The sequence below is a fragment of the Microbulbifer pacificus genome (assembly GCF_002959965.1).
In the GTDB taxonomy this organism is placed as follows: Bacteria; Pseudomonadota; Gammaproteobacteria; order Pseudomonadales; family Cellvibrionaceae; genus Microbulbifer; species Microbulbifer pacificus_A.
Window position 1 is genome coordinate 2,301,350 of the sequence record NZ_PREV01000026.1, and the last position, 16,612, is coordinate 2,317,961.

Consider the following 16,612-nt stretch of genomic DNA (forward strand, 5'->3'; position numbering starts at 1 on the left):
TCACTCCCTTACACCACGCGCACTTCACGGAACATACCGGGCATGTGGTACAGCAGGTGGCAGTGGTAGGCCCAGCGGCCATAGGCATCGGCTGTCACCAGGTAACTGACGGTTGAACCGGGCTGCGCAATGATGGTGTGCTTGCGCGGAATGTATTCCGGGTCGTCGGTTTCCAGCTCGCTCCACATACCGTGCAGGTGAATGGGGTGCGTCATCATGGTGTCGTTGACCAGGGTAATGCGCAGGCGCTCGCCATACTGGAACAGCAGTGGTTCCGCATTGCTGAACTTGATGCCGTCCATGGACCACATATAGCGCTCCATGTTGCCGGTAAGGTGCAACTGGATTTCCCGCTCCGGCTCGCGCCGATCGAAGGTGGGGGTGAGATTGCGGATGTCGGCATAGGTGAGTACGCGGCGACCGTAGCGGGTCTGGTGATCGCGCAGGCCGATGCCCGGATCGTGCAGGCCGTTGGCCGGCATCTGCGCGCGCATGTCGACGCCGGGGCCGTATTCACTGGGGTAATGTTTGACCGGCGCGTTACTGCCAAAACCGGCGCGTCCCAAACCCGAGGTGCGCCCCGGCCTCTGGTGGTCCGCGTGCTGGCTGTGATCCATGCCGCCCATATCGTGACTACTGTGGTCCATGCCACCCATGCTGCCCATGTCGTGGCTGCGATGATCCATACCATTCATATTGTGGCCGGAGTGGTCCATGCCCATATCGCGGTGGGTGAGCACCGGGGCGTAGTCCATTGCCGGCACTTCCGCGCGCAGTTCCGGGTGCGGGGTCAGGGTACCGCGGGCGAAACCGCTGCGGTCGATGGTTTGGGCGAACAGGGTATAGGCGCGGTCGTCCGCTGGTTCCACGATGACGTCGTAGGTTTCTGCCACGCCGATGCGGAATTCATCCACGGTCACCGGCTCGATATTCTGGCCGTCGCTCGCCACCACCGTCATTTTCAGCCCTGGTATGCGGATGTCGAAAATCGACATGGCCGAGCCGTTGATAAAGCGCAGGCGCACTTTCTCGCCACGCTTGAACTGCGCTATCCAGTTGGCGTCCGGCGTCTGGCCATTCATCAGATAGGTGTAGGTGTACCCGGTGACATCGGAAATGTCGCGGTCCGACATGCGCATTTCGTTCCACATCTCGCGGTCGCGCCAGGTCTGAGCCACACCTTTCTGGCGTATCTCCTGCCACAGGTCGCTGACGGTACGACGGCGGCGATTGTAGTAATGGCCCTCCTTCTTGAGCTTGGCGTAAATGTCCTGTGGGGAATCGTCGCTCCAGTCGCTCAGTAACACGACGTAGTCGCGGTCGCAGGCAACCGGGTCAGTGTCGGCGGGGTCTATGACGATGGCGCCGTAGTTGCCCAGCTGTTCCTGAAAATCGGAGTGGCTGTGATACCAGTAGGTGCCGCTCTGCTTCACCGGAAACTGGTAAGTGAAGGTCTCACCGGGACGGATACCGTTGAAACTGAGCCCGGGCACGCCGTCCATGTTGCTTGGCAGGATCAGGCCGTGCCAGTGAATAGACGTGTCGTGGGCCAGGTGGTTGGTGACGTTCAGGGTGACCGTTTCTCCTTCCTTCCAGCGCAACACCGGCCCGGGTACGCTGCCGTTGACGGCTACGGCGGTACGCGGGCGACCGGTAAAATTCACCGGCAGGTAATTGATATGCAGATCGAACTGGTTGCCGCGCAGCACGTGCGGTAATTGGTTCGGGGTTTCCGTTGCGGCGCTTCGGCTTACGGGCAGGCCTGCAACAACCGCGCCCGCGGCCACGCCGGTAACAAAGCGCCGCCGCGAAAGCGGCAGCGTCCGGTGTGAAGGATCGAAAATCGAATTCATGGGCGACTCAGTACTGCTGCTGTGCGTTTTCGATGCGTGCGTAAACACGGTGACTGCCATCGGTTTGCAACAGCAGGATGTCGTACGGAGTGAAGCGGTCGCCTACTTCCATCCCCGGGCTGCCGAGTGGCATCGCCGGCACTGCAAGGCCGCGGGCATCGGCCGGTGGATTCTGCAGGAACTGACGGATGTATTTCGCCGGGACGTGACCCTCGAATACAAAGTCATTCTGCGACACGCTGGTGTGACAGGACTGGTACTCCGGCGCGATCCCGAAGCGCACTTTCACGCCATTCAGGTCGTCCACATCCCTGGCATCCACCGCAAACCCCTGTTTGCCGGCGTGCTCCACCCACAGCTTGCAGCAGCCACAGGTGGCGGATTTGTAGGTGGTGAGCGCTATGGTTTCGCCGCTCTCCGCGGCGATGAGGTTTGCCGCGGTTTTCTGGTCTTTCCCGGTTTCGCTGCAGGCGCTGATGGCAAACAGGCTGAACAGCAGCGCGACCAGCGCGCAGCGGGTTTTATATCTGGGTTGCATGGCTTTGTTCCCGGTTGGAATGTGCAGGGTTCCGGCAGGGCGTGGCGATGCCGGTGCACCGAAAAAACTGGTTGTTCGGATGTTATCTGGGGATGTGAGGCAGTACGCGCCAGCGGCGGGCGTACCTGTCCCGTATCAGGCCGGGATCGGCGGGCGAATGGTGGATTCCGGCGCAGGCGTGGAATCCAGCGGCCGGTAGGCAGTTTGGGAGTGAATAAAAGAAATAAATTCTGCGACGGTCATCGACACGGGAATGACGTTGGCGCAGTGGCCCGGGCAGCAGTTGCAACTGCCGTCGCAATCCTGGTGGGGCGAGGAAGCGGTGTGTGCTCCTTCGCACTGGCCCTGGCGGCAATGCGCGGCTTTTTCCGCTGCGGCCATTGTGCGGTGCGGGTCTGCTTTCGCAACCTGTACCTGCTCGACAATCTGCGTCTCGCTGTGTTGCCCGTGCCCGTCTTCGGAACCACAGTGCATGGCCGCCGCTTCACCGGTGATGGCGAGCAGCGCGAGCAGCAGCAGGGTTTTCAGGGCATTGAGCATGGGTCGTCGTATTTGGTCTGCAGGTAGACGGCCGAATGGTATGAGCTAACTGTAGACCACGCAAGCGCCGGTGGGTTCGCCCTGTGGACTGAGAATCCCATTCCGGCATTTCCACTCAAATGTGAATGCCGCGGTGAATCTGTTCCACACCCATCTCGCCCAGCGCGGGGTCACGTCCCGCCAGTGCCAGGTGCAGATGGTTGCCGTCCGCCAGCGGCTGCATGGTGTAGCTGAACTGCCACGGCGCGCCGGTATCCTCGATGGTGGCATCCAGGGCAATACCTTGCCCCAAGTGGAAGCCCGCCAGGTTGATGCGCCCGAGCCCTTCGGAAATCCCGGTGCCGCGCGCCTTGAAGAACGCTTCCTTCATGGTCCACAGGCGGTAAAAGTGCACGGGCAGCAATTCCAGTGGCGAGCTTTCCAGCAGGGCACACTCCTCGGGGTGGAAGTAGTGACGGGCGATGCGCAGGAAATCCCGGGGTTTGCGCGGCTGTTCGATATCGACGCCGATGTCGGATTCACAGGATACCGCCAGTGCAATCCACTGGCCGCTGTGACTGAGGCTGAAATGCAGCTCGGGTGCGGAGAACAGCGCGGGCTTGCCGCTGTCGCTCACGGAGAATTCCAGGGACTCCGGCGTGTGACCGCTGATTTGTGCGAGCACATTGCGCAGCAATCCTCGGCTCAGCAGAAATCCGTGACGGGCTTCGGCGGAGCGGTAGCGTTGTCGACGTGCGCGTTCATCCGATGACAGCAGCGCGGCCAGTGCGTTGGCGCTGTCGCTCTCCGGTGCAATCTCATTGGTGTGGACAATCCAGACGGCGGGTAGGGTCATAGTGCTGTGGCTTGTGGAAATATCAGAGCGTTTGAACTCTCAAACGGCGGACAGTGAGAACGTGTTTCAATATTGCGCTGCCCCAATGCTAAGTCCTGTGGCCTGTTGTCGCCAGTTTTCGCCTTGCTCTATCTTTTGTAGTTTGCGGCACTGTTTGCTAAGTTTGGCTAACTTGACCGTCAAATGCACAACATGGATGGCAGTGTGAGCCCTGAAGATCAGAGGCTTTTGTCGATTACCAATGTTAAAACTCCGCTCTCTGAAACTGTATGGCCTGGTGCTGAGTCTGCTGCTGGTATTCCAGACGGCGCTCGCCTGCTATGACGGCCACGGAGAGCTGGACACTGCCGTGCAGCACCTGCCAGCCGGGCATCAGGATGCCGCCGATGGCACCCCGCACCTGGATCATCCGCAACACAGCGAGCACTCGCTGCAGGAACAGCAGGGGCTGGCGCTGATCCAGTTGGAGCCCGCCGATCACACTGGGCAGGATATCGCCCAGGACTGCAACCACTGCTGTCACTGTCACAGTTCTATTTCCCTCTGCCTACCCGTCAACGTGTATTCTTCGGCTTCCTGTTCCGGTCATCTCTGGTCCGCGGCCGCGGATTCGGGATTTCCCCACGGATTTATTTCCTCGCTGTATCGCCCTCCCATTACCTGAGTTTCCAACGGCACCACGAAAAATCTACTGCGTATGCGCCTGACGGCGCCCGGCTGCTCATGTATGCCATATACCTTCCGCGGCCACCGTCAGCTGCCCGCCCGCGAGGATTTTTCAACGTGCCTGCCAGCAGCAACGCGGCTATCTGATTGCCGTATGCACGGATTTATCAACTCGGGAAATTTTTATGTATTTATCGGTTGCTCCCAGGTCCGGGAGCAAGACGCCGTTCGCACACGTGTGTCTGATTGGCTGTGTGTTGTTGCTTGGCAGCATGCGCACGCTCGCCGCGGGTCCTCAGGTGCCCGCGCCAGTGCTGACTCTGGACGATGCCGTTGCGCGCACTCTGCAGCGGCACCCATCGCTCGCGGTGTTCGAATTCCGGCACCGGGCCCTGGACGGTCGCGCGACCACAGCCGCGCTGCGCCCGGCACTGAACCTCGATATAGAGCTGGAAAATTTTTTCGGCACCAATGGCATGGACGATGCCGAGCTTACCCTCGGAATTTCCTCCGTGGTGGAGCTCGGTGGCAAGCGTGCCGCGCGCGGTGAGCGGATCAACGCCGAGCGTCTGCTGCTCGATGCGGACCGCCAGGTGCAGGCAATGGATCTGCTCGGCGAGGTGATGCTCCGCTATGTGCGGGTACTGTCGGCCACGGAATCCGCTGCGCTGGCGGAGTCTTCCGTGCGCCTCGCGCTCGACGCGGTGAATGGCGTGGAAGACCGTGTCGCCGCCGGTGCCGCGCCGCAGATGGAATTGCTGCGCGCACAGGCCGCGCTGGCGCGGGCGCAGCTGACGTTGCAACGGAACGGTCAGCAACTCAAGGCCGAGCGTGTGGCGCTGGCGGCCATGTGGGGCGAGACCACGGCGGACTTTTCCGTCGCCGGCGGCAATCTGTACCGACTGGGATCGGCGGGGGACTTTGACGACTACTTCGCGCGTGCGCAGCAGAATCCGCTGCTCAGTCGCTTCGCCAGTGAATCCCGTGTGCAGGCGGCGCAACTGCGCCTCGCGCGCGCCGACGCCCGCGCAGATGTGGCCTGGGCAGTGGGGGTGCGCGGCAGCCGCGAAACCGACAGTACCTCGCTGGTGGCGGGGGTGAGTATGCCCCTGTGGAGCGGCGAGCGCGCCCGCGGCGGGATGGATGCGGCGCAGGCGGAACTCGACGGCATCGCTGTGCGCCAGTTGTCCGCGGAGCTGAACCTGCACACCCAGCTGTACCGCGCCTTTAACAGCCGCGCCCAGAGCATCGCCGCGGTACACCGCCTGCAGGCTGAAATTATCCCCGCACTGAGTGGTGCACTGGAAGAGAGTGAGCGCTATTACCTGGCGGGACGCTACGGATACCAGGAGTGGGTGTCTGCCCGCGAGGAGCTGTTGGACGCGCGCCGCGCGCTGATTGATGAGGCCACCGCCGCGTTGCTGGCCGGTGCGGAACTGGAACAGTTAACAGCTGCACCACTTGCCTACTCGCGCGCATCTGAAAATGCTGCGATGCCGCTGGAAAAATAATCCTGGAAAGACCATGAAAATTGAAACAGTAAACAATTCGAAAGCGCGTCAAACACATTTCGCTCAACGGCTTGTGCTGTTGATCTCGCTGGCGGTCTGCTCTCCCTTGATCGCGAGCGAAAACGATCGTCACAACGAAAATTCTCGCACGCTGGAGCTGTCACCGCGGGCTCTCGATAACGCGGCCCTGACGACCGCGGTAGCGGGTGCCGGCGAAGTGGATCAGCAGTTGACGCTCTACGGAAAACTCCTGCCGGAACCCACCGCGGTGAGTCATATCCGCGCGCGCTATCCCGGTGTCGTGTCCGAGGTTAACGTCCATATCGGCGACGAGGTCAAAAAAGACCAGCTCCTCGCCAGTATCCACTCCAATGAAAGCATGCGTGAATATCAGCTGCGCGCGCCGTTTGCCGGCATGGTCATTGCCAAGCACGCCGGCCCGGGAGAATTTGTCAGCGATCAGGTGTTATTCCAGGTGGCGGACTATTCCCGGCTGTGGGCGGAGCTGCAGGTATTTCCCGCGCGTCTCCAGCGCGTAAAACCGGGGCAGACCGTCACTCTTCAGTCCGGTGAACATTCCACGGTTGGACAGGTACGCAGCCTGGTGCCCGCAGGCGATGAATTCCCGTACGCGCGTGCGCGGGTGATGGTGTCCAATACCGATGGCCGCTGGATGCCGGGAATTTTCGTGCGTGGCCGCGTGCAACTGGAAAAAAAGACCGTTGCGCTTGTCGTCGACAACCGCGCGCTGCAGGAACTCGATGGTGACAGCGTCGTGTTTGTACAGATCAAGCCCGGTCATTTTGAAGCGCAATCGGTGCAGCTGGGCGAGCGGGGCAGCGCCTACAGCGAAGTGCGCACCGGGCTAAGGCCTGGCGAACGCTATGTGGTGGATAACAGCTATCTGCTGAAGGCAGAACTGGAAAAATCCGCCGCCGGCCACGCGCACTGAGGGGACTGCACAATGATTGAATTCCTGTTGCGCTTTTCCATCGAGCGCCGATGTTTAATGCTTGGCTTCGGCCTGTTTATTGTTGCCCTCGGTCTGTGGAGCTATCCGCGCCTGCCCATCGACGCGGTACCGGATATCACCAATGTACAGGTGCAGATCAATACCGAGGCCCCCGGATATTCGCCACTGGAGACGGAGCAGCGGGTGACCTTCCCGGTGGAAACCGCGCTCGCAGGCCTGCCGGATCTGGCATATACCCGCAGTATTTCCCGCTACGGCCTGTCGCAGGTGACGGCGGTATTTACTGAAGGCACGGATCTGCACTTCGCCCGCAACCTGGTGGCCAACCGCCTCTTGTCTTTGAGCAGCGAACTGCCTCCGGGGTTGACGCCGCGGATGGGGCCCATCGCCACCGGGCTCGGTGAGATTTTCATGTACAGCGTGTCCGCCGATGAATCCGCGCGACAGGCGGACGGATCGCCTTATGACATCACCGCGCTGCGTGAAATTCAGGACTGGATCATCAGGCCGCAACTGGCGCTGGTGCCCGGGGTCACCGAGGTCAACACCATCGGCGGCTATCGCAAGCAGTTCCATGTGACGCCGGATCCGCGCAAGCTGTTGAGCTTTGGCGTGACCATGGACGACGTGCGCAGTGCGCTGGCCCGCGACAACCGCAACCGCGGCGCGGGCTTCGTGGAGCGCGGCGGCCGCCAGATACTGGTGCGCTCACCGGGGCAGTTACAGACGCCGGAGGACATTGAACACGTCGTGATAAAAATGCCCGCGGACGCCGACGGGGCCACACCGATTACCATCGGCGATGTGGCGAGTGTCGCTGTTGGGCGTGAATTGCGTACCGGTGCCGCTACCGAAAACGGCGCTGAAACGGTGCTTGGGACCGCGATGATGCTGGTGGGGGAAAATTCCCGTGCAGTGGCACTGGATCTGTCGGCGGCGCTGAACACTGTCCAGATGTCACTGCCGCAGGGGGTGCATGTGAGGCCGGTATACGACCGCACCTCACTGGTCGACAAGGCCATCGCCACGGTGCGGAAAAACCTGCTGGAAGGCGCGCTGCTGGTCATCGCGGTGTTGTTTGTTCTGCTCGGCAATATCCGCGCCGCGCTGATTACCGCCGCGGTCATCCCCCTTGCCATGCTCGCGACCCTGAGTGGCATGCGTGCAAGTGGTGTGTCCGCCAATCTGATGAGCCTGGGGGCGCTGGACTTCGGCCTGATTGTGGATGGCGCGGTCATCATTGTGGAAAATGCGGTGCGCCGGCTGGCCCAGGAAACCCATCGCCACGGGGGGGCACTGCCGCTACAGCAGCGGCTGCATACCGTGTTTACCGCCGCCAATGAGGTCATCCGCCCGAGCCTGTTCGGGGTGGTGATCATCACCCTGGTGTATATCCCGCTGTTCTCTCTTACCGGAGTGGAAGGCAAAATGTTTCACCCCATGGCGGCGACGGTGGTGATGGCGTTGCTCGCGGCCATGCTGTTCTGCTTTACCCTGGTACCCGCGGCGGTGGCCATTTTTCTGCGCGGAGAGATCCGCGAACGTGAGAACCCGGCGATGCGTGCTCTCCGATTGCTCTACCGCCCGCTGCTCTCCACCGCACTGGCAGCGCGCTGGGCGGTGATCGGATTTGCCCTGGTGCTGGTGCTGTTGTGCGGCTGGCTCGCCACCACCCTCGGCTCGGAATTTGTGCCGGAGCTGAACGAAGGCGATGTGGCCATGCACGCGATGCGGGTACCGGGAACCGGCCTGGAGCAGTCGGTAGCCATGCAACAGCAACTGGAAAAAACTCTGTTGCAACAGCCGGAAGTCGCGCGGACTTTTTCAAAAATCGGCACCCCCGAAGTGGCCACCGACCCCATGCCACCGAACGTGGCGGATACCTTCCTGATGTTGAAACCGCGAGCCGAATGGCCCGACCCGGATCTTGCGCAGGACGCGCTGATCGAGCGGTTGCAACAGGCCGCCGAAGAAGTGCCGGGTAACAATTACGAGTTCACCCAGCCCATCCAGATGCGCTTTAACGAACTGATTTCCGGCGTACGCGCGGATCTCGCGATCAAGCTGTTCGGCGACGACCTGGAGCAGTTGCGCCGCTCGGCGCAGCAGGTCCTGGCGGTGGTCAATAAAGTCCCCGGCGCGGCGGATGCGCGGCTGGAGCAGGTGGATAACCTGCCGGTACTGTCGCTGCAACCGAAACGGGTCGCACTGGCGCAGTACGGACTGGATGTACAGACACTGCAGGATCTCGTGGCGACCGCGATCGGCGGTGAACCGGCGGGATTGATCTACGACGGCGATCGCCGCTTTGAACTGGTGGTGCGTCTGCCGGAAACCTTGCGGCGGGATATTGAGGGTTTCGCCGCGCTGCCGGTACCGCTCGCCAAGGGCGGCTTTGTGCCGCTGGAAGAAGTGGCCACCATTGAATGGCTGACCGCCCCCGGTCAGGTGAGCCGGGAAAACGGTAAACGCAGAATTGTGGTGAGCGCCAATGTGCGCGGGCGCGATCTGGGCTCCTTTGTGGAGGAGGTGCGCCAGTCCGTCGCCGAGTCGGTAAAACTGCCGCCCGGTTACTGGTTGGATTACGGGGGGACTTTTGAGCAATTGCAGTCGGCCAGTGCGCGCTTGCAGGTGGTTGTACCGCTGACATTGCTGATGATTTTGTTGCTGCTGTTAATGGCGTTCGGTTCGCTGAAGGACGCGTTGATCATTTTCACCGGTGTACCGCTGGCGCTGACCGGCGGGGTATTGGCGCTGTGGCTGAGGGATATGCCGCTGTCGATTTCCGCCGGTGTGGGGTTTATTGCACTCTCTGGCGTGGCGGTGTTGAACGGTCTGGTGATGCTGTCGTTTATTCGCGAGCGCTGGCGGGAGAGCGGTGAGTTGTATACCTCGATTGTGGATGGGGCGATGTTGCGCTTGCGGCCAGTGTTGATGACAGCGCTGGTGGCGAGTCTCGGGTTTGTGCCTATGGCTCTCAACACGGGTACCGGTGCGGAAGTGCAGCGACCGTTGGCTACGGTGGTGATTGGTGGAATCATCTCTTCCACGCTGCTGACTCTTGTTGTCCTGCCAGTGTTGTATCAGTGGGTGCATGGGGTTGTTCGGGCCCCTCGGTTTTCTTCATCTGTGGTGGAGGGGTAAACTTCTCTGCTTTTCGGGGTAGCTTGCCTGTTGGCTTCGTGGAGCCTAGTCGGAGCGTTCCGGACGCCTTGGCCGGTATCTTCTCCCCGGAACACGGGCTAGGCACCGCCATATCACTCGAATAGAACCTAAAACCACTACACCGGGAACAGAGAGAAAACCTTGTCCAAAAAAACCAAAACCGCCTTTGTCTGCAATGAATGCGGAGCCGACTACAGCAAATGGGCGGGGCAGTGCAGCGCCTGTGGGGTCTGGAATAGTTTGAGTGAAGTGCGCCTCGGTCCGGCGCACACCGATAGTCGCGCGGCGAACTTTACCAGCGCACAGGCGGGCTATGCAGGTGCGGCGGGGCAGGGAAAGGTGCAGAAGCTTTCCGAGATCGATCTCAGTGAACTGCCTCGTATTCCCACCAATGCCAGTGAACTGGATCGGGTACTGGGCGGCGGTCTGGTGCCGGGCTCGGTGGTGCTGATCGGCGGGCATCCCGGTGCGGGCAAGTCCACTGTACTGCTGCAGACACTCTGTCACCTCTCGCAAAAACTTCCGGCGCTCTATGTAACCGGGGAAGAATCCCTGCAGCAAGTCGCCATGCGTGCAAAGCGCCTTGGCCTGCCGGCGGATCACCTGCAGATGCTGTCGGAAACCAACGTCGAGCAGATCTGCCTCACCGCCGGCGAAGTGAAACCAAAAATCATGGTGGTGGATTCCATCCAGGTCATGCACATGGCCGAAGTGCAGTCGGCCCCCGGCTCCGTGGCCCAGGTGCGCGAGAGCGCCGCTTACCTCACCCGCTTCGCCAAACAGACCGGCACCGCCATGATCCTGGTAGGCCACGTCACCAAAGACGGCACCCTCGCCGGTCCCAAAGTGCTCGAACATATCATCGACTGCTCCATCATGTTGGAAGGCACCCACGACTCCCGTTTCCGCACCCTGCGCGCGCACAAGAACCGCTTTGGCGCGGTGAACGAGCTGGGCGTATTTGCCATGACCGAACAGGGGCTGAAAGAAGTCTCCAACCCCTCCGCCATTTTCCTGCAGCGCGCCGACGAAATTGCCGCAGGTTCCGTGGTCACATCTGTGTGGGAAGGCACGCGCCCGCTGCTGGTGGAACTGCAGGCGCTGGTAGACGACAGCAGTCTCGGCAACCCGCGCCGGGTAGCCGTGGGGCTCGATCACAACCGCCTGAACATGCTGCTCGCGGTACTGCACCGCCACGGCGGCGTGCTGGTGGGGGACCAGGATGTGTTTATCAACGTGGTGGGCGGTGTAAAGGTAATGGAAACCAGCGCCGACCTCACCCTGCTGATGGCCGTGGTATCCAGCTTCCGCAACCGTGTACTCGACCGCGACCTGATGATTTTTGGCGAAGTCGGCCTCGCCGGTGAAATCCGCCCGGTGCCGTCCGGGCAGGAGCGCCTCAGAGAGGCGGCCAAGCACGGCTTCCGCAAAGCCATAGTCCCCGCCGCCAACCGCCTCAAAACCGATATCGAAGGCATGCAGGTGATCCCCGTCAAAACCCTCGCCGAGGCGCTGAACGCGCTGGACATGGCTTGATGGAAATGGGAGGCGCGGGAAAAGAATTCGCGGGTTGCCTGTTGGTTGCGGTATTCGCGCTGGCGGCGATCCCGGCTTCCGCCGCCGAGCGCATCGCTTCGCTCAATCTGTGTCTTGACCAGATTCTGCTGCGCTGGGTGCCGCCGCAACAGCTCGTCTCCGTTACCTGGCTTTCCGCCGAAGAACAGTACCGACAGGCGCCGATTCCCGAGCATGTATTACTGAACCGCGCCCAGGCCGAGGAACTGATTCCGCTGAAGCCGGATCTTGTGCTGACGGGGCAATTCGGGGCGCAGCGCGCGGCAACGCGGCTGGAGGACATGGGGCTGCGCGTGGTGCGGATTCCCGATGCCTACAGTCTCGAACAATTACAGGCACAACTGGACGCACTGGAAGACAGCCTGGGGCCATTGCCGCGGTTGCTCACGCAAAAAAAGCAGTTCGCCGATCTGCTCGCCGCGGCCCCAAAACATGAACCGGAAAATTCAGCCAGAAAAAATCCCACCGCACTGATCCTGTCCGCCAACAACATTACCTACGGCAGCGGCATGCTGGAGCATCAGCTGCTGGCTCGCGCGGGGTTTACCAATCTCGCCGCGGAGCAGGGCATTGACCAGTTGGGGCGGGTGAGCCTGGAGCAGGTGATAGCACTGCAGCCGGACCTGCTGGTGTTTTACGGTGGTGCGCAGGATTTTGCCATCGCCCATCTCGCCGAACGCCACCCAGTACTGAAACGTTATATCGACAGCGGCCGCAGCTATCGCCTGCCCGAGGCGTTGGGTTATTGTCCGGCACTGGCGGTGGTGGATGTGCTTACCCAGTTACAGCAAAAGAGAGCAGAACTTGTCCCGCAGCCATAAATTGATTCTCCTGTTGCTCGCGACCGCGGTGCCGCTGGCCCTGTTGCTGGCGCTCGCCAGCGGCCCGGTCAAACTGGACCTGTGGCAGGCGTTTGCCAGCGGCTGGCGCAGCGACGATAGCAACGCGGTGATCCTGTGGCAGCTGCGTATGCCGCGCGCGGTGCTGGCATTACTTATCGGCGCTGCGTTGGGGATGGGCGGTGCGGCCATGCAGGGCATGCTGCGCAATCCACTGGCGGAACCGGCACTGCTGGGGGTGAGCAGCGGCGCGGCGCTGGCGGCGATTCTGCTGCTGTACTACGGCGCTGTCTCTAGCGGACTGGCGCTGCCGCTGCTCGCCATTCTCGGTGCGCTGCTGGCGGTCGGCAGTGTGTGGTTGCTGGCGGGGCGCGGTGCCAGTGCCAGCCGGCTGGTGCTGGCGGGCGTGGCAATAAACGCGTTCCTGTCGGCGCTGATGGCGCTCGCCCTCAACTATGCGCCCAGTATGTTCGCGATGCAGGAAATCGTGTTCTGGCTGCTGGGGTCCCTCGCCAACCGCGGCTGGGATCAGGTGTTGCTGGCACTGCCGTTTATTGTTGCCGGTGCGTTGATGTTGTGGTTCTCCCGTAATTTTCTGCGCGCGTTGTCTCTCGGTGAGAGCAGCGCCGCATCGCTCGGCTTTGCCAGTCGCCGCTATCCACTGCTGGTGTTGTTTGGTATTGCGAGCGCGGTGGGCGCATCGGTGGCGGTGGCCGGTACCATCGGTTTTATCGGCCTTGTTGTCCCGCACCTGATGCGGCCGCTGGTGGGGCAGGACCCCGCGCGGCTGTTGTGGGCGAGCGGGCTCGCCGGTGCGCTGTTGTTGCTGCTCGCGGATATTCTGGTGCTCAACACCGTCGGCACTCAGGAACTGCGCATCGGTGCGGTCACCGCCTTTATCGGGGCGCCGTTCTTTTTCTGGTTGATCGTCAGCGGGCGGCGGGAGATGAACCTGTGAGTACGGTTTCATGTACTGTTCAGCCGTTGGCACTGCGCGGCGAAAATCTTTCGCTGACGCGCAACCGGCGTCCGGTGCTGCACGGCATCCGCTGCCAATTTCATCCCGGCGAACTCACCGCGGTGATCGGTCCCAATGGCGCCGGCAAGAGCAGCCTGCTCGGTTGTCTCGCGGGTATCCTGCCGTTCACTGAGGGCAGCCTTGCGCTCGGAGATCGTGATATCGCCGGAATCTCTGCCGCGGAGCGCGCGCGCCTTCTCGCGTACTTGCCGCAACAGGAAACCCCGGCATGGAGCATGGCCGCACAGGATCTGGTGGCGCTGGGCCTGCTGCCCTGGGGGCGGACTTTCGACAAATCCCAGCGGCAGGCGCGGGTCGCCGCGGCGCTGAATCAGGTGGATGCGTTCCAGTTTGCCCACCGTCCGGTGACCCAGCTCTCCGGTGGTGAACTGCGCCGGGTGCAGCTCGCCCGCCTGCTGGTCGGTGAGGCCCCGGTGCTGATTGCCGATGAACCCGGCGCGGCGCTGGATATCCGCCACCAGCTGCAGCTGATGCAGACCTTCCGCCAGCAGGCAGACAGCGGCAAGACCGTTATTCTCGCCCTGCACGACCTGCCGCTCGCGGCGCGCTACTGTGATAGCATCCTGTTGCTGCAGGATGGCAAGCTCTGCGCCGATGGCACACCGGAAGCGGTATTGACCCGGGATCAGGTTGGTGCCGTGTACGGTATCGACAGTGCATTCCGATGGCGCGACGGGAAGCCGGAGTTTATCGCCGGCGATCTGATATAATCCCCCGCACTCTTGGTGCCCAACAGGTCAAACCGCCACAAGCGGCGGCCTTGGTTGGGGTAAACGGGAAGTCGGTGTCCGCCTGTGTAAAACAGAAGGCCCAATCCGACGCTGCCCCCGCAACGGTGATTCGTTTTTCAAAAGCTTGAAAATACGATAAGCCCGATACCGGCCTCGAGTGAATCTTAAACGATAAAGCGGAGGGCTTTGTCTGGGCTTGCTTGCGGCGCGGTACTCGAAGCGGGGTGCGCGCCGGTCTTATTCCTGCCCTTGTATTCCCCTCCCTCAATCGACCACATTTCTGATTGGGGAACTCCATGAAAAAAACTCTGCTTGCCAGCGCCCTTTTGCTGGCTGCTCATCCTGCCTTTGCGGATACCGTTAATAGTGAACGGAATCTGGAACAGATCACCGTCACCGCCAGCCGGGTGGAAGTGCCAAAGGCGCACACCGCGGTCTCCGTATCCGTGCTCACCGCTGCGGATATTGAAAAGCTCGGCTACAGCACGCTGCTGGACGTGATGAAAACCCTGCCGGGTATCTCTGCCGTCAACAGCGGCGGTCTCGGCAAGGTGAGTAACCTGTATGTGCGCGGCGAAGCCGGCTCCCGGACCCTAGTGCTGGTGGATGGCGTCAATGTCGCCGATCCCACCAACACCCAGGTCACTTCGCAGTTCCAGCATCTGCTGGCCAGTGATGTGGAGCGCATTGAAGTACTGCGCGGCCCACAGGGAATGATGTACGGTGCCGGTGCCGGCGGTGTGATCAACATCATCACCAAGCGTGCGGAGCAGCCAGTGGAACTGCAGTTGAGCGGAGAAGCCGGCCGCTATGGCACCGATCGTGCGCAGGCGGCACTGCGCGGTGTGCAGGGCGGCTGGAACTACGGGCTCGACCTGAGCCAGCTTGAAAGCGACGGTTTCAACGCCCGGCAGAGTGACACCAGCGGCGAGCGCGACGGTTACGATAACCAGACCGCCAGCGCCAAGCTGGGCTATCGATTCAGCGACGCCTTCTCACTGGAAGGCCAGCTGCGTCAGGTCGACGCCGAGACCGAGTATGACAACTGCTTCGGTGTCGTCGATCCGCACGCGTGCCTCGATTTGTACACGCAGACCATATACCAGCTTGCAGGCGATCTGCAGCTCGGCAGCGTTGCCAATCGTCTGTCTGTTTCCACCCAGGAACTGGAGCGTGACAGCCTGACCGAAGGTGTGAGCAGTTACGCGGTGGAAGGCCACATTGACGAGCTGAATTATTTCGGCAACCTGAAGCTGGCTGTCGGTGAACTGTCCTGGGGCGCAGATCTGGATCAGCAGGATTACACCTCGTCCTACGGCAGCGGCCAGTCGCTGGAATTGCTCGGTGTCTTCGGCGAGTGGCGTGGCGATGTTGCCGGCAAGGTCTACTACAACCTCGGCTTCCGCCACGACAGTTTCGATGGCGACGATATCCACGGCGAGACCCACAACAGCTGGCGCGCGTCCGTCGCGGTGCCGCAATTGATCGGTGACAACCAGCAGATCAAGTACCGCGCCAGTGCGAGCACTGGCTTCCGCGCGCCGAGTCCCTACGAAGTTTCCACTAACGTGGTGAGCGATGTTGCGCCCGTGGGCCCGGAAACCAGCCGCGGCTATGAAGTGGCGGTGGAGTACGGCTACGCGGATTTGCTGCAGCTTGAACTCGTCGCCTTTCAGCAGACGGTGACCGACGCCATCGTCTATGTGAATGGTCTCGGTAGCGGCTACGGTGCCTATGCCCAAGACGACGGCGAGAGCGAGTCTGATGGTTTCGAGCTGTCACTTTCTGGCAGCTTAACGGACGCAGGTCGCTGGTACGCCAACGGTACCTGGCTCGACAGCCGCGATGCAGAGGGCGAGCAGCGTCTGAATGTGGCGGAGACGGTATATAACCTCGGTGCCAGCTATACACTGCTGGGTGATCGCCTGACGTTGGCGGCGAACCTGCGTCGCGCGGATGATCGCCTGAGTCCGAATCCTGCCTGGGGCGGTGAGCCGCTGGCGCAGGACGCGTACAACCGCCTTGATCTGAACGCGGCGTACCAGTTCAGCGAGCGTCTGATGTTGACCCTACGTGGGGAAAACCTGCTGGATGAGGATTATCGAGAAGTGGCCGGTTTCAATACTGCCGGTGCTGCTGTGTATGCAGGACTCCAGTTCAAGCTGAATTGACAGAGTGTGGAGCTTCAGCTCCACCAGCGGGCCGCAATGGCCCGCTGCCTCTTTTCCTGCCGATGCTTTTCTCACTCCCGGGCGCGCGCTGGCGGCCCGATACTCCACAACCTGTCGGCAATCGTTCCGTATCGGGCCGCCAGCGTGCTTTTGCTCGGCGAGGTATGCGCTCCGTA

At 61.6% G+C, this 16,612-nt stretch carries 13 protein-coding genes and 1 riboswitch; of the genes, 9 read left to right on the top strand and 4 right to left on the bottom strand.

Annotated features, from left to right (window positions below; all coding sequences use genetic code 11):
- Window positions 1-8: 8 nt before the first annotated feature.
- From C3938_RS10035 to C3938_RS10050, 4 genes are all read right to left on the bottom strand, one after another.
- Window positions 9-1,853 (bottom strand): copper resistance system multicopper oxidase, encoded by a 1,845-nt coding sequence (locus tag C3938_RS10035; RefSeq protein WP_105102986.1) that lies wholly within the window; start codon window positions 1,851-1,853, stop codon window positions 9-11.
- Between the two features lie 7 nt (window positions 1,854-1,860).
- The gene (locus tag C3938_RS10040) at window positions 1,861-2,391 is read right to left on the bottom strand and encodes a DUF411 domain-containing protein (RefSeq protein WP_105102987.1); all 531 of its coding nucleotides are present in this window, start codon (window positions 2,389-2,391) and stop codon (window positions 1,861-1,863) included.
- Window positions 2,392-2,526: 135 nt separating this feature from the next.
- On the bottom strand, window positions 2,527-2,931 hold the full coding sequence (locus tag C3938_RS10045; protein ID WP_105102988.1) for a hypothetical protein: 405 nt from the start codon (window positions 2,929-2,931) through the stop codon (window positions 2,527-2,529).
- 115 nt (window positions 2,932-3,046) lie between these two features.
- Window positions 3,047-3,766, bottom strand: a complete 720-nt coding sequence (locus tag C3938_RS10050; RefSeq protein WP_105102989.1) for a 4'-phosphopantetheinyl transferase family protein — start codon at window positions 3,764-3,766, stop codon at window positions 3,047-3,049.
- A gap of 241 nt (window positions 3,767-4,007) precedes the next feature.
- On the opposite strand from C3938_RS10050, the gene C3938_RS17840 reads away from it, so the two are divergent.
- The 9 genes from C3938_RS17840 to C3938_RS10095 all read left to right on the top strand — a co-directional run bounded on the left by C3938_RS17840 (window position 4,008) and on the right by C3938_RS10095 (window position 16,436).
- Window positions 4,008-4,430 carry a hypothetical protein gene (locus C3938_RS17840; protein ID WP_158681634.1) on the top strand — a complete coding sequence of 141 codons (423 nt, stop codon included), beginning with the start codon at window positions 4,008-4,010 and terminating at the stop codon, window positions 4,428-4,430.
- Between the two features lie 187 nt (window positions 4,431-4,617).
- The gene (locus C3938_RS10060) at window positions 4,618-5,943 is read left to right on the top strand and encodes a TolC family protein (protein WP_105102991.1); all 1,326 of its coding nucleotides are present in this window, start codon (window positions 4,618-4,620) and stop codon (window positions 5,941-5,943) included.
- Between the two features lie 13 nt (window positions 5,944-5,956).
- Complete coding sequence (locus C3938_RS10065; RefSeq protein ID WP_158681635.1) at window positions 5,957-6,895, top strand: efflux RND transporter periplasmic adaptor subunit; 939 nt, start codon at window positions 5,957-5,959, stop codon at window positions 6,893-6,895.
- Between the two features lie 12 nt (window positions 6,896-6,907).
- Entirely contained in the window at window positions 6,908-10,060 is a 3,153-nt protein-coding gene (locus tag C3938_RS10070; RefSeq protein ID WP_105102993.1) for an efflux RND transporter permease subunit, read from the top strand.
- Between the two features lie 162 nt (window positions 10,061-10,222).
- Window positions 10,223-11,617: a DNA repair protein RadA gene (radA, locus tag C3938_RS10075; RefSeq protein ID WP_105102994.1), complete on the top strand. Its 1,395-nt coding sequence runs from the start codon at window positions 10,223-10,225 to the stop codon at window positions 11,615-11,617.
- Window positions 11,617-12,477, top strand: coding sequence for an ABC transporter substrate-binding protein (locus tag C3938_RS10080; RefSeq protein ID WP_105102995.1), 861 nt, complete (start codon window positions 11,617-11,619; stop codon window positions 12,475-12,477). Before radA ends, C3938_RS10080 begins: the two co-directional genes overlap by 1 nt.
- A complete protein-coding gene (locus tag C3938_RS10085; protein WP_105102996.1) occupies window positions 12,461-13,453 on the top strand; it encodes a FecCD family ABC transporter permease in 993 nt (330 codons plus the stop codon). Before C3938_RS10080 ends, C3938_RS10085 begins: the two co-directional genes overlap by 17 nt.
- Window positions 13,450-14,244: an ABC transporter ATP-binding protein gene (locus C3938_RS10090; RefSeq protein ID WP_158681637.1), complete on the top strand. Its 795-nt coding sequence runs from the start codon at window positions 13,450-13,452 to the stop codon at window positions 14,242-14,244. The genes C3938_RS10085 and C3938_RS10090 overlap by 4 nt, the downstream gene beginning before the upstream one ends.
- Window positions 14,241-14,436: riboswitch (cobalamin riboswitch) on the top strand. (Overlaps the previous gene by 4 nt.)
- 125 nt (window positions 14,437-14,561) lie before the next feature.
- Window positions 14,562-16,436, top strand: a complete 1,875-nt coding sequence (locus C3938_RS10095; protein ID WP_105102998.1) for a TonB-dependent receptor plug domain-containing protein — start codon at window positions 14,562-14,564, stop codon at window positions 16,434-16,436.
- Window positions 16,437-16,612: the final 176 nt, after the last annotated feature.

Coding starts and splice junctions, on each gene's coding strand:
- C3938_RS10070 (WP_105102993.1), top strand. CDS start 6,908: ATGATTGAATTCCTGTTGCGCTTTTCCATCGAGCGCCGATGTTTAATG.
- C3938_RS10095 (WP_105102998.1), top strand. CDS start 14,562: ATGAAAAAAACTCTGCTTGCCAGCGCCCTTTTGCTGGCTGCTCATCCT.
- C3938_RS10065 (WP_158681635.1), top strand. CDS start 5,957: ATGAAAATTGAAACAGTAAACAATTCGAAAGCGCGTCAAACACATTTC.
- C3938_RS10050 (WP_105102989.1), bottom strand. CDS start 3,766: ATGACCCTACCCGCCGTCTGGATTGTCCACACCAATGAGATTGCACCG.
- C3938_RS10045 (WP_105102988.1), bottom strand. CDS start 2,931: ATGCTCAATGCCCTGAAAACCCTGCTGCTGCTCGCGCTGCTCGCCATC.
- C3938_RS10060 (WP_105102991.1), top strand. CDS start 4,618: ATGTATTTATCGGTTGCTCCCAGGTCCGGGAGCAAGACGCCGTTCGCA.
- C3938_RS10080 (WP_105102995.1), top strand. CDS start 11,617: ATGGAAATGGGAGGCGCGGGAAAAGAATTCGCGGGTTGCCTGTTGGTT.
- C3938_RS17840 (WP_158681634.1), top strand. CDS start 4,008: ATGTTAAAACTCCGCTCTCTGAAACTGTATGGCCTGGTGCTGAGTCTG.
- C3938_RS10035 (WP_105102986.1), bottom strand. CDS start 1,853: ATGAATTCGATTTTCGATCCTTCACACCGGACGCTGCCGCTTTCGCGG.
- C3938_RS10040 (WP_105102987.1), bottom strand. CDS start 2,391: ATGCAACCCAGATATAAAACCCGCTGCGCGCTGGTCGCGCTGCTGTTC.